This is a genomic window from Hyphomonas sp. L-53-1-40 (genome assembly GCF_000682775.1).
Taxonomy (GTDB): domain Bacteria; phylum Pseudomonadota; class Alphaproteobacteria; order Caulobacterales; family Hyphomonadaceae; genus Hyphomonas.
Genome location: NZ_AWFI01000012.1, coordinates 178,091 through 190,139 on the forward strand (window position 1 = coordinate 178,091; position 12,049 = coordinate 190,139).

The 12,049-nt window shown below is 58.9% G+C and carries 13 protein-coding genes and 1 riboswitch; of the genes, 11 read left to right on the top strand and 2 right to left on the bottom strand.

What is annotated here, in order from left to right; translation table 11 throughout:
* Positions 1-144 precede the first annotated feature (144 nt).
* The 11 genes from cobT to cobD all read left to right on the top strand — a co-directional run bounded on the left by cobT (position 145) and on the right by cobD (position 11,325).
* Positions 145-1,182 (top strand): nicotinate-nucleotide--dimethylbenzimidazole phosphoribosyltransferase, encoded by a 1,038-nt coding sequence (gene cobT, locus L53_RS06755; protein ID WP_034813493.1) that lies wholly within the window; start codon positions 145-147, stop codon positions 1,180-1,182.
* On the top strand, positions 1,179-1,937 hold the full coding sequence (gene cobS / locus L53_RS06760; protein ID WP_034813495.1) for an adenosylcobinamide-GDP ribazoletransferase: 759 nt from the start codon (positions 1,179-1,181) through the stop codon (positions 1,935-1,937). The genes cobT and cobS overlap by 4 nt, the downstream gene beginning before the upstream one ends.
* Positions 1,928-2,464 carry an alpha-ribazole phosphatase gene (gene cobC, locus L53_RS06765; protein WP_051607678.1) on the top strand — a complete coding sequence of 179 codons (537 nt, stop codon included), beginning with the start codon at positions 1,928-1,930 and terminating at the stop codon, positions 2,462-2,464. Before cobS ends, cobC begins: the two co-directional genes overlap by 10 nt.
* A complete protein-coding gene (gene cobO / locus L53_RS06770; RefSeq protein WP_034813497.1) occupies positions 2,461-3,063 on the top strand; it encodes a cob(I)yrinic acid a,c-diamide adenosyltransferase in 603 nt (200 codons plus the stop codon). Before cobC ends, cobO begins: the two co-directional genes overlap by 4 nt.
* A 56-nt stretch (positions 3,064-3,119) precedes the next feature.
* Positions 3,120-3,309, top strand: a riboswitch (cobalamin riboswitch).
* Between the two features lie 162 nt (positions 3,310-3,471).
* Positions 3,472-5,319 (top strand): TonB-dependent siderophore receptor, encoded by a 1,848-nt coding sequence (locus L53_RS06775; protein WP_034813499.1) that lies wholly within the window; start codon positions 3,472-3,474, stop codon positions 5,317-5,319.
* Between the two features lie 9 nt (positions 5,320-5,328).
* On the top strand, positions 5,329-6,156 hold the full coding sequence (locus L53_RS06780) for an ABC transporter substrate-binding protein (protein ID WP_034813501.1): 828 nt from the start codon (positions 5,329-5,331) through the stop codon (positions 6,154-6,156).
* Positions 6,153-7,145, top strand: a complete 993-nt coding sequence (locus L53_RS06785; protein WP_034813510.1) for an iron ABC transporter permease — start codon at positions 6,153-6,155, stop codon at positions 7,143-7,145. The genes L53_RS06780 and L53_RS06785 overlap by 4 nt, the downstream gene beginning before the upstream one ends.
* On the top strand, positions 7,138-7,899 hold the full coding sequence (locus L53_RS06790; protein WP_034813512.1) for an ABC transporter ATP-binding protein: 762 nt from the start codon (positions 7,138-7,140) through the stop codon (positions 7,897-7,899). Before L53_RS06785 ends, L53_RS06790 begins: the two co-directional genes overlap by 8 nt.
* Positions 7,896-9,380, top strand: coding sequence for a cobyric acid synthase (locus L53_RS06795; RefSeq protein WP_034813514.1), 1,485 nt, complete (start codon positions 7,896-7,898; stop codon positions 9,378-9,380). Before L53_RS06790 ends, L53_RS06795 begins: the two co-directional genes overlap by 4 nt.
* Positions 9,380-10,330 carry an adenosylcobinamide-phosphate synthase CbiB gene (gene cbiB / locus L53_RS06800; RefSeq protein WP_034813516.1) on the top strand — a complete coding sequence of 317 codons (951 nt, stop codon included), beginning with the start codon at positions 9,380-9,382 and terminating at the stop codon, positions 10,328-10,330. Before L53_RS06795 ends, cbiB begins: the two co-directional genes overlap by 1 nt.
* Complete coding sequence (gene cobD / locus L53_RS06805; RefSeq protein WP_034813519.1) at positions 10,327-11,325, top strand: threonine-phosphate decarboxylase CobD; 999 nt, start codon at positions 10,327-10,329, stop codon at positions 11,323-11,325. Before cbiB ends, cobD begins: the two co-directional genes overlap by 4 nt.
* Here cobD and cobU read toward each other — a convergent pair.
* Positions 11,309-11,818, bottom strand: coding sequence for a bifunctional adenosylcobinamide kinase/adenosylcobinamide-phosphate guanylyltransferase (cobU, locus tag L53_RS06810; RefSeq protein WP_034813521.1), 510 nt, complete (start codon positions 11,816-11,818; stop codon positions 11,309-11,311). The genes cobD and cobU overlap by 17 nt on opposite strands.
* Positions 11,819-11,894: 76 nt before the next feature.
* The gene (gene ccoS / locus L53_RS16740) at positions 11,895-12,047 is read right to left on the bottom strand and encodes a cbb3-type cytochrome oxidase assembly protein CcoS (protein WP_084333195.1); all 153 of its coding nucleotides are present in this window, start codon (positions 12,045-12,047) and stop codon (positions 11,895-11,897) included.
* Positions 12,048-12,049: the final 2 nt, after the last annotated feature.

Here is a 12,049-nt window from a genome sequence, read left to right on the forward strand (position 1 = left end):
ACCAAGAAGCAGGTCAAATAACTGCGCAACTTGAGCCGAACCTCCTCGCAAAAGCTCAGTTGAGATATTTGCAAGCCTGTACAATCGCTTCCGATGCTGCCTAGAACCCCGCCACACGATTTACGTCAACGGGCATTCTTCATCATGCAGACATTTCCAGATACGGATTTATCCCATTCTGAAGCGCAATTTGAAGCTCAGATTCGCGCAGCAATCGATGGCAAGACCAAACCACTTGGCGCGCTGGGGGGTATCGAAACCCTTGCTGTTCAGATAGCCCAGATCCAGAAGTCCCTGACACCTCGCGCGGACACATGCCGGCTCACCATCTTCGCAGCTGACCATGGCATGGCAACAGCGGGTGTTTCGGCATTCCCGCAGGATGTGACCCGCCAGATGGTGCTCAATTTTCTTTCCGAGGGCGCAGCCGCCAACGTCTTCGCCCGTTCTGTCGGCGCAAGCGTGCGCGTCGTTGACGCTGGAGTAACTGGATCGCTGATGGATCACCCAGGCCTGATCCAACGTCGGGTCGCCGCAGGTACGGCCAACGCCATTGAGCGGCCCGCCATGACCCCCTCCGAACACGCTGCTGCGCTGTCTTCCGGGTCAGCGCTGGGTCATGAAGGCGACGAAGCGGTTGCGTGTTTTGGCGAGATGGGCATCGGCAACACATCTTCGGCAAGCCTCGTGGCGGCCAAAATACTCGGAGTGCCAGTTGCCGACCTGACCGGACGGGGCACAGGTCTCGACGATGATGGTCTTCGCCGCAAATGCGAACTGTTGGAAAAAGCTGCAAACCGGACGAACGATAAACTGGAAGCTGGTCTGGCGCTCCAGGAGTATGGCGGCTTCGAGATTGCCATGATGGCCGGCGCCATGATCGGAGCGGCAGCGAGCGGCAAGATTGTCATCGTGGACGGCTTCATTGCGACAGTCGCCGCATTGGCCGCTGAAGCGATTTCACCCGGTTGCCGGAAGAGCATGATCTTTGCGCACCAATCCGCAGAGGCCGGACATGCGCGTGTACTGGACGCGCTGAAGGCCAGGCCTTTGCTGCATCTGGACATGCGCCTGGGCGAGGGCACGGGCGCATTGCTCGCCTTCCCGCTTGTAAAGGCAGCCGCCGCGATGCTGCGCGAGATGGCGAGCTTCGACAGCGCCGGAGTGAGTGGCCCGGCATGAATGGCGAACTCGCCAAACTCGTGCTGGCTGTGCAATTTCTGACCCGGCTGCCGCTTGGAACTGACAAGATGTTCACGCCGGAGCGCATGGCGCAGGCGCCGAGATACTTCCCCCTGGTCGGCATACTTGTGGGACTCGTAAGTGCAGCCGCTTTCTGGATCGCCGCGCTGGTCCTGCCGGGCTATCTGGCAGCGCTGCTGGCGGTCAGCGCAGGCCTGCTGCTGACAGGTGCGTTCCATGAGGATGGCTTGGCCGACACGTTTGACGGCGTTGGCGGCGGACATACACCTGTTCGTGCAATGGAAATCATGAAGGATAGTCGGCTCGGCACATATGGGGCCGCCGCGCTGTTCCTGGCGCTCGCAATCAAGGTGGGTGCGCTGTCGGCGATACCGCCAATCTGGGTCTGCGCTGCCCTGCCCGTTGCGCATTGCGTCTCTCGGTTCTCAGCTGTGTGTGTGATCGCGACCAGCCGGTATGTGCGGGAGGAAGGTACGGGAAAGCCTGTGGCAACGGGTATATCTGCGTCCAGCTTGATAATTGCCGGTTTCACAGCGTTGGGTGCTGTTGCAGTCGGTGCTGTCCTGTTTCCTTTCGTCTCACTCCTGTCCGGTATTGTTTCATTGTGTTTCGCGCATGTTCTAATGCGCCTGTTCTTTGAGCCCAAACTGGGGGGCTATACGGGCGACACGCTCGGCGCGGTGCAGCAAGCAAGCGAGATCGGATTCTATCTGGGGCTCCTCGCATGGCTCTGACCCTCCTTCGGCATACAACGCCTGATGTCGCACCCGGCACCTGTTATGGTCGAACTGACTTGGCGCTCGCGACCTCTTTTGCGGACGAGGCCAGCATCGTTCTGGCCGGACTGCCACGGATAGACCGCATCGTATCGAGCCCGCTGACCCGGTGCGCTGAGCTTGCCGAATTCGTCGGAAAACGGAGTGGGCTGAACATCATCCGGGATGAACGACTGGTCGAGATGGATTTCGGAACCTGGGAGATGAAGCCCTGGAACGAATTGCCGAGACATGAACTCGATGCCTGGGCATCGGACTTCCTCCATGCGAGGCCTCATGAGGGGGAAAGCGTCGCCATGCTGACCGCCCGCACTCAGAACGCCATAGCCGAACTCAACCACCCCGACAGCCACACTCTGGTCGTGACCCATGCCGGCGTGATCAAGGCAGCCTTTGCCGCGCTCGGCGGCCACCATCACTATCAGAGCTCGGTCGCCTATGGCGGCCTCATCACGCTGCTGGAACACTCAGGAAACGCGACATGACCGACGACACTTCCCATACTGAAAAGATGAAGGCGCTGCAGGCAGAGCAACGCAAGAAGACCGACGCGGCCGCCGTGCCTGACCGCGGGCTGGTGCTGGTTCACACGGGAAATGGCAAGGGCAAGTCAAGCTCGGCCTTCGGCGTCATTGCCCGTGCCCTTGGCTGGGGTCACCATGTGGGGGTCGTCCAGTTCATCAAGGGCAAATGGATTACCGGTGAACGACAATTCTTCGACAAGTTCCCCGATCAACTCGATTGGCACACAATGGGTGAAGGCTTCACTTGGGACACACAGGACAAGGCTCGCGACATCGCCGCCGCCGAGGCAGCGTTCGACCGTGCGAAAACCATGATGGCAAATGGCTCCTACAATCTTGTTGTGCTGGATGAGATCAACATTGCCATGCGCTATGACTATCTCTCAACCGACGCTGTTCTTGAGGGACTGAAAGCGCGCGACAGCCAGACCAGCGTCATCCTGACGGGGCGCGATGCCAAACCGGAACTTTGCGACTATGCCGATCTTGTCAGCGAGATGGTCGAGGTGAAGCACCCCTTCAAAGCGGGGCTCAAAGCCAAGCGTGGCGTCGACTTCTGACCATTTTGCCGCGCGTCCTGTAATAGCGGCAGTATTGACAGGTCGCGAGGCTTGCAACATTACCACGTTCAGATGGTGCTTTCTGCAAGGAAAGCTAAGAGGGAAGCCGATGTGAATTCGGCGCTGTACCCGCAACTGTGAGCCGGGAGTTGAAGGCCATACAGCCACTGGAGCAATCGCTCTGGGAAGGCGGCCTGAGATGACGATCGGTGAGCCAGGAGACCTGCCATCGCGTCGTTCGTCCGGAGGCCGGGAATAGTTCTCAGCGGGCGGGAAGGCTTCAAGCCTATCCTTTGTAACGACATCCGAACCCCTGGGCCTGGCCGTCCGCACCAATCACAAGGTGAGGCCAGATTGTCGTTATGAACTGCATCCACCATTCGGGCGGCTGGGATGCGAGGAAAAGATATGTTCTACAAAACCGCCCTGCTGGGGGCTGTTGCGTTCGGCTTTACCGTCTCGGCGACCGCCCAGACTGCAAGCATCGAAGAAACCAAACTCGATACGATCATCGTCAATGGATCACGCCTTGACCAGACGATGACCGAAATTGGCTCAAGTGTCTTCGTCATCACGCGGGACGACCTGGAAGAGTTGGGCGTCGACTTTGCCCTGGACGCTATTGCAACCGCGCCCGGTGTCACGGTCAACCAGAACGGTGCCTTTGGCGGCAACGCCAGCGTGCGTATACGCGGTGCTTCCAATGACCAGACATTGGTGCTGATCGACGGCGTACCCGTAAACGATCCGACCGGCACCGGTGGCGGCTACAACTTCGCTTATCTGGACACAGACACCATTGAGCGTATCGAAGTGCTGAAAGGCCCGCAATCGACGCTCTGGGGGAGTGATGCCATTGGCGGCGTCGTGTCCGTCACGACCAAGCGCCCCACAGAAGGCTTGTCAGGCATGGTGTTCGGCGAATACGGCTCCTTCAATACATTGCGCGGCGGCGCGTCGATCAGCAATGCGAATGAAATCGGTGATTTCCGGCTCGCGGCTACCGGACTGACCACGGATGGTATTTCCAAAGCGGATGAGGCGAATGGTAACTCCGAAGACGACGGCTACGACTCACAGACGGTCTCGGCCAAAGGCGGTTTGAACCTGCCGGCCAGTGTTCGTCTCGAAACCAGCCTGATGTGGAGCGACGCAGAGTCAGAATATGACAGCTATGCGTTCGTCGCGCAGGGCAGCGTGGCGGATGGAGATGAGGTCACGAATTCGGAGACGCTGTCTGGAAACATCACCCTGAAAGCGCCACTGTTCGATGGCCGACTCGAGAACCTTGTTCAGATTGGCTATGCCGATATTGAACGCGAAAATAGGTCAAACGGTGTCCAGAGTTATTTCACCGAAGGTGACCGCGTGCTGTTTCGCTATCAGGGCACATTCGCCATCAACGACACAAATACATTGGCCTTTGGAACGGAGCGCGAAGAGACAAGTGCCAATGAGCAAGAGTCCTCGATTGACAGTTTGTTTGCGCTCTACGAATTCAAACCCGTGGACGATCTGACCCTGACGGGCGGAATTCGGGTCGACGATCACGAGACTTTCGGCTCTGAAACGACGGGTCGCGTGGCAGCAGCTTGGACCGCAACAGATCAGCTCACCTTCAAGGCAAGCTGGGGTCAGGGCTTCAAGGCACCCAGCATCTTTCAGTCGACCTATATCTGCACTTTCTGTGGACTGACCGCACCCAATACCAACCTCAAGGCTGAAACCTCCGAGGCCTATGACATTGGTGTGCAATGGCAGTCTGCTGACGAGCGCATGGTCCTTGGTGCAACCCTGTTCGATCAGGAAACCGAAAACATGATCGATTTCTCTTACACGGCTGGCTACGACAATATCGCCCTTGTGGACTCGCAGGGGATCGAGTTGACTGGCGCTTACGCGATCAATAACTGGCTGGGTATCGCGGCGAGTTATACGTTCATTGACTCAGAGGATGGCAACGGAAACGCATTGGCCCGCCTTCCGGAAAGCACCGGGAACATCTCAGCTTCTTTTGATCCGGACGGCCCCTTCTCTGGCGCAGTGCTCGTTCGCTATAATGGCGAAGAAGCCAATACAGACGGATCCGAACTCGACAGCTGGACACGCGTCGACCTGACCGGCAGCTATGATCTCAATGAAACAGTCGAAATCTATGGCCGGATCGAGAACCTGTTCAATGAGGAGTACCAGCAGATCTTGGGATATGGCACACCCGGACTGTCCGGATCTGTCGGCATGCGGCTCCGCTACTAGGACATCTCCATGTCGAGGCTGATAATCCCAATTCTTGCGCTTCTTCTGTCTGCTTGCGGACAGGCCGGCAAGAATGTGCTCACAAAGCCTGAGCGCCCTGCCCGGATTGTCAGTCTCGACTATTGCGCCGACCAGTATGTTTTGAAGCTTGTCGACCGGGAACGCATCCTGGCCTTGTCGCCGGACGCGGGCCGGGAATTTTCCTATATGCGGGACACCGCCGGCGGCATCGCGACGGTCAGGCCAAACGCCGAGAATGTACTGATCCTCAAGCCCGACCTTGTTGTGCGGTCCTATGGCGGCGGACCGAATGCCGCCGCGTTCTTCCAGAAGGCAGGCGTGCCTGTGGTGGAAGTTGGTTGGACGCCTGACATTCCTTCCGTGATGAAAAACACGCAACGCATCGCCAACGAGTTGGGAGAGCCTGAACGGGGTGCGGTCGTGAACACTGAGATGCAACACCGCCTTGCGCGGTTGAGAAAGCGCGAGACTGGCCAGATCGCATTGTACATGACGCCCGCAGGTGTAACGACCGGCCCGGGCTCGCTGATTCATGAAATGATCGTGGCGGCGGGCCTGACCAATATGGAAACAGAACATGGCTGGCGATCCATCCCGTTGGAAACGCTTGCCTATGAGAAACCTGATGTCGTAGCGGCTGCGTTCTTCGGATCGCGCACCAATCATCCGGACGCGTGGAGTCCGATGAAGCACCCTGTCGCAAAGGCGCAGCTTACCCAGAGCGAAGTCGTATCGCTTGAAGGCGCGTGGACCTCGTGCAGCGGCTGGTTCTTGATGGATGCCGTCGAGGCGTTGGCCGGAAAGGACGGACAATGACGCGTGAAACCCTGCTCATGCCGACATTGATCGCCGCAAGTGTGTTGGCAATTCTCTCGGCATGCTTCCTCGGATCAACCGCCTTGCCCGCCGACCGGTTGCTGGCAGCCCTCTTCGGGGGAGCGGAAGCAGGCGACCGCCTGGTCGTTTGGCAGATACGGCTGCCGCGGGCGATCGCGGCTTACATCGTTGGGGCCGCGCTGGGCATCAGCGGCGCTGCCTTGCAGGGCTTGCTGAGGAACCCTCTGGCAGAACCGGGGGTTCTGGGAGTCTCGGCGTCTGCGTCGCTTATGGCTACGTTCGCACTCTATTACGGGATCGCCTCGATCACCCCCTGGGCCGTACCGATTGCTGCGATCATCGGTGCGCTGACGGCAACAGGCCTCATCACCGTCGCCGCATTGCGCACACAGTCTGTTGTCACGCTCATCCTGATCGGTGTTGGCCTGTCGAGCTTTGCTGGCGCGGCCATGAGCCTGTTGATGAACCTGGCACCGAACCCGTTTTCACTATCTGACATGATCAACTGGATGCTGGGCTCAGTTGCCAATCGCAGCTTTGACGAAATTACGCTGGCGGCGCCCTTCATCCTTGCGGGCGGCGCAACTCTGTTTGCTACGCGGCGCGGTCTGTCTGCATTAACTCTCGGCGAAGAGGCAGCGGCAGGGATTGGCCTCAATCTGCGGCGCCAGCAGATATTCACCGTGGTTGGCGCGGGTCTGGCAACCGGTGGCGCGGTGGCGCTGGCTGGAGCAATTGGCTTTGTCGGCATTGTTGCGCCTCATATCATTCGTCCCTTCGTCGGGCATGACCCAGCGCGCTCGCTTGTGCCGTCCGCGCTGTTCTCCGGATTGATCCTGGTCGTCGCTGACATTTTCGTTCGCCTGATGCCGACGTCAGCGGAGCTTAAACTCGGCGTTGTCGCGGCGCTCATTGGTGCACCCGCTTTTGTCTGGATCGCGATGCAAAGGCGGACCGGAAATGACTGATCTCGTCGTCGAAAACATCTCCGTTCTCGCAAGGGAGAGCGTGCTGGTAGACGATGCCAGCTTCCGCCTCGGCTGTGGCGAGTTCGTAGCGCTGCTTGGTCCGAATGGTGCGGGCAAGACGAGCCTGATCCGCGCCGGTCTGGGCCTGCAATCGGCGAGTGCGGGGCTCAGCTTGCTTGGCGGTAAACCGGTTGATGCTCTCTCACCGACGCAGCGCGCCCGGCAAATAGCCTACCTTCCCCAGACCCGGCCGCTTGCTTGGCCGAATAGTGTCCGTGACGTCGTATCCCTTGGGCGGTTCAGCCACGGAGCGCCGTTGGGCCGCTTGAAAGGATTAGACGCCGAAGCCGTTGACCGCGCGCTTCAGGCCTGCGGACTTCTAGAACTGGCGGGGCGCCGCACGGATACGCTTTCAGGCGGGGAGCTGGCCCGCGTCCATTGTGCGCGCGCGTTTGCCGCCGAAGCGCCTTTGCTCATCGCGGATGAGCCCATAGCTGCGCTGGACCCCCGTCAGCAATTTCGGATTCTCGACCTGATCCGCGCCTATGTGGACCAAGGTCGCGGCGCACTGGTCGTGCTCCATGATATTCAACTCGCTGCACGCTATGCCTCTCGCATGGTCTGGATGAAGGATGGGCGTATTGAAGCGGACGGCCCTCCGTCCGAAACACTGACAGCCGAGCGAATGCGGGACATTTATGGCGTTGCGGCGCGGGTTGAGGGGTTGAATATTCATATTGACGGTGCCGCATGACCGCCCGCGCACTGATGTTGCAAGGCACTGGCTCGGATGTCGGCAAGTCTGTCCTGACGGCGGCCCTTTGCCGGATCGCGCGGCGCCGAGGCCTGAGTGTTGCCCCCTTCAAACCTCAGAACATGTCCAACAATGCCGCCGCCTGTCCAACGGGTGGTGAAATTGGCCGCGCTCAGGCGCTGCAGGCGCGTGCAGCAGGCCTGGACCCCCATGTTGACATGAATCCGGTGCTTCTGAAGCCCCAGACAGACCGTACCGCGCAGCTCGTCGTACATGGCAAGGCTACTCATGCCATGGAGGCCGCAGACTATATGGCCAATCGCGACCAGTTGATGGGCGCAGTCATGGAGAGCTTTGGCCGACTTACCAATGCGTACGACCTGGTCATTGTCGAGGGTGCCGGCAGCCCGGCGGAAATAAATCTGCGCGACCGGGACATAGCAAATATGGGGTTTGCCCGACGCGCGGGCGTTCCCGTTTGTCTGGTTGGCGACATCGAAAAAGGTGGTGTCATTGCCAGCCTTGTTGGAACACGGAATGTAATTGAGAAGAAAGACAGTGCGATGATCCGCGCCTTTCTGGTGAACAAGTTCCGGGGCGATTTAAAGCTATTTGATGAAGGCGTGACGGAAATCGAAACCCGCGCCAGGTGGCCGTGCCTCGGCGTGATACCCTGGTTGCCCGCCGCTTCAAAACTGCCTGCCGAAGACGCGCTCGTCCTGGACACGCCGCTCACCCCCTCTGGAAAGGCTTTGAAAATCGCGGCCCCCATGTTGTCGCGGATCGCAAATTTCGACGATGCCGACCCCCTCAAGCTTGAGGAGAACGTCAAGTTCAGTTGGATTCCTCCGGGCCAAGCCATTCCGCGCAACACGGATGTTGTTATCCTGTTTGGTACGAAATCAACCCTCGGTGATCTCGCCTTCCTGCGCGCGCAGGGTTGGGACCATGACATCATTGCTCACGCGCGTGCGGGGGGCCGGGTGCTCGGTATTTGTGGAGGTTACCAGATGCTTGGCAACCGGATCTCTGACCCTTTCGGCGTAGATGGTGAGCCGGGCGAAGCAGCCGGCTTGGGATTGCTCAATGTCGATACAATAATGACCCGGCACAAGGAAGTGAAACCTGTCAGCAGAGCCGTGAGTACCTTGGGACCGACCGCATCCGGATATGTCATTCATGCCGGTCGCACGTCAGGCCCTGATACGAAGCGTCCGTTCATAAATCTTGGTGCGGAGCAGGATGGCGCGTGCAGCGCAAATGGCCGGATCGAAGGCACATATCTGCACGGAGCGTTCGCAGGCAATGAGTTTCGCCGCGCGTGGCTGGAACAGGCCGGACATTTTCGCGGGGCAAATCTCGACTATGATGCGGCAGTGGACACCGCTCTGGACGAATTGGCCGATGGCGTCGAGCAAGCCGTGGATGTTGACGCACTGCTGAACCTTGCGGAAGAGCCTGGTTGGCGACGGAAAGCTTGATGGGGTTCGCGCCATTGATACTATGCGCATGGGGGTTGGAGGTCATAATTGGCTGGCCTCAACAACTGTTTCGCCGAGTTGGTCACCCAGTGACATGGCTGGGCGGGGTAATCGGCACCGCGGACCGGATGCTGAACCGCCCGAATTGGTCACACAAGGCTCGCTACCTGATGGGCGGATTTGCAAGCGCGGTTCTCATATTGAGTGTCGCCGCTCTGGCGCACGCCATTTCGCGCCTATTGCCACCAACGCTTGTCGGAACTGTTCTTGAAGCAGCCATCGCCTCAAGCCTCATCGCGTCCCGTAGCCTTCATTCACACGTAGCTGACGTGGCGAAACCTCTAGTGACAGGAGATATCAGTGCAGCACGCCAGGCGGTTTCGTTGATCGTGGGCCGGGACCCTGCGCTGCTGGAGGAGGATGGCATCTCGCGCGCAGCGCTGGAAAGCCTTGCCGAAAACATGTCTGACGGTGTGATTGCCCCGGTGTTTTGGGGGCTTGTATTCGGACTGCCGGGAATTGCTGCGTACAAAGCCACCAACACACTCGACTCGATGATCGGGCATCGCAGTGAACGGCATCATGCGTTCGGTGGTTTTGCCGCAAGACTGGATGATGTGGCAAACTTCCTTCCGGCGCGCCTGACGGGCTTGCTCCTGGCACTAACCTCCCTCAAGCAACAAGCGTGGAAGGTGATGCTGAGAGACGCGGGACGACACCGTTCTCCCAATGCTGGATGGCCTGAAGCTGCAATGGCCGGCGCGCTTGGTATTCGGCTGTCGGGACCGCGCGCATATGAAGGACGAACCACCAATCAGCCCTGGCTAAATGGTGGTGCGAGAGATCCGGCGCGGGGTGATGTGTCGAGGGGACTGGCGCTGTACCGCCGTTCATGCGCGGTCGCATTCGCATTGGTGGCATTGGTCGTTTTCGGAGCGTACATGTTATGAAACACGATCTCGTTCACGGTGGCTCTCTCGACAAGATGCGCGCCGCATTTCCAAATGCGTCAGGGCCATGGATAGATCTATCGACCGGAATCAATCCGTGGCCCTATCCCGTATCGGATGTATCGCCAGATACGCTGAATGCCCTGCCGACCCGCGACGCATATCAACAATGCCGAGCCGCCATGGCATCGGTCATTGGCGCGCCCGCTGACACATTGGCACTTGCGCCTGGAAGTGAATTGCTGATCCGGCTGTTGCCGCAGATCATTTCTCCGAAACGTGTCGCAGTTCTGACCCCCACCTATGGGGATCATGCACAAGTTTGGCGCACAGCCGGATGTGACGTCATGGAAACCACTGCCCCCCTGTCCCGAACTCATGACGCAGATGCCGTCATCATTTGCAATCCGAATAATCCTGATGGGCGGCTCTTCAATCCGGATGAACTGGACGCTGCACGTGCGGAGCTGGCAGAGCGGGGCGGATGGCTGATCGTGGACGAGGCGTACGCTGATCTTGCACCAGAGCTCAGCCTCGCCCGACATGCCGGTGCAGCCGGCTTGATTGTGTTGCGATCCTTTGGAAAATTCTATGGACTTGCTGGCCTGCGTCTCGGGGCGGTCATCGCTCCTGAAGACATACTGCGAACGATTTCGAACCTCCTCGGTGTTTGGCCCGTATCCGGATTGGCGCTCGGCATTGGCAAGCGCGCCTATCAAGACACTTCCTGGCAAGTCAGCGCGCGAGCGCGGCTTGACGATGCCCGAAAACGTCTGGACGAGATATTGGTGGGCACCGGAATCAAGGAGATTCACGGAACCAATCTTTTTCGGTTTGTTGAGTGCGAAGATGCTCATCTGATCTGGAGACGACTCGCCGAGCGCGGCATTTACGTGCGTCGCTTTTCCTGGTCGAACCAGCATCTGCGTTTTGGCCTCATCGCGAACGAAGCGGCAGAGACGCGATTGCGGGAAGCGCTCAGCCTTTCAGTCTGAGCGGAAGGCCGGCAGCGACGAAGTCTACCTGATTGCAAACAGCAGCTACCTTCTGGTTCAGCCGGCCCTGCGCATCCCGAAAAGCCCGTCCCAAAGATGTCTCTGGCACCAACCCCAAGCCAATTTCATTAGAAACGAGTGCAATCTGCGCCTGTGACGACTGGAGCGCATTACAAAGCGCCATAGTTTCCTGCTCTATATCTCGATTGTGGTGGAATAGATTGGAGAGCCAGAGCGTCAGGCAATCTATAAGTACGGACTCACCCGGATTGATCTCCCCCTGAATCACGGACACCAGATCAAGCGGCGCTTCAATTGTTCGCCAGCCTTCACCGCGATCGGCCTGATGCCGTTTGATCCTGTCGGTCATTTCGGCATCGAGTGCCTCGGCGGTTGCCACGAACAGGCGGTGCGGCGAGGCGGCCTCTGCGAGAGCCTGCGCGCGGGCGCTTTTACCGGATCGTGCGCCCCCCAGAACGAGGAATTTCGTCATCGGCTCAATAAGCAGAATTGCATCGGCTTGGCCAAATTATTCGTCTCGGTTCATGTGCGCTCAGTCGGCGGCTGGATCAGGCGGGTGTATCGTCGTCGTTATCCAGAATGCGATAGGCAGGTCCCTGCATGTCGTCAAACTGACCCGAGCGAATCGACCATACAAACGCGCCCAACCCCAGCAGGCCAAGTGCCAGAGCAACTGGAATAAGATAGATGATGATGGTCATAG

Coding starts and splice junctions, on each gene's coding strand:
- cobT (WP_034813493.1), top strand. CDS start 145: ATGCAGACATTTCCAGATACGGATTTATCCCATTCTGAAGCGCAATTT.
- cobS (WP_034813495.1), top strand. CDS start 1,179: ATGAATGGCGAACTCGCCAAACTCGTGCTGGCTGTGCAATTTCTGACC.
- cobC (WP_051607678.1), top strand. CDS start 1,928: ATGGCTCTGACCCTCCTTCGGCATACAACGCCTGATGTCGCACCCGGC.
- cobO (WP_034813497.1), top strand. CDS start 2,461: ATGACCGACGACACTTCCCATACTGAAAAGATGAAGGCGCTGCAGGCA.
- L53_RS06775 (WP_034813499.1), top strand. CDS start 3,472: ATGTTCTACAAAACCGCCCTGCTGGGGGCTGTTGCGTTCGGCTTTACC.
- L53_RS06780 (WP_034813501.1), top strand. CDS start 5,329: ATGTCGAGGCTGATAATCCCAATTCTTGCGCTTCTTCTGTCTGCTTGC.
- L53_RS06785 (WP_034813510.1), top strand. CDS start 6,153: ATGACGCGTGAAACCCTGCTCATGCCGACATTGATCGCCGCAAGTGTG.
- L53_RS06790 (WP_034813512.1), top strand. CDS start 7,138: ATGACTGATCTCGTCGTCGAAAACATCTCCGTTCTCGCAAGGGAGAGC.
- L53_RS06795 (WP_034813514.1), top strand. CDS start 7,896: ATGACCGCCCGCGCACTGATGTTGCAAGGCACTGGCTCGGATGTCGGC.
- cbiB (WP_034813516.1), top strand. CDS start 9,380: ATGGGGTTCGCGCCATTGATACTATGCGCATGGGGGTTGGAGGTCATA.
- cobD (WP_034813519.1), top strand. CDS start 10,327: ATGAAACACGATCTCGTTCACGGTGGCTCTCTCGACAAGATGCGCGCC.
- cobU (WP_034813521.1), bottom strand. CDS start 11,818: ATGACGAAATTCCTCGTTCTGGGGGGCGCACGATCCGGTAAAAGCGCC.
- ccoS (WP_084333195.1), bottom strand. CDS start 12,047: ATGACCATCATCATCTATCTTATTCCAGTTGCTCTGGCACTTGGCCTG.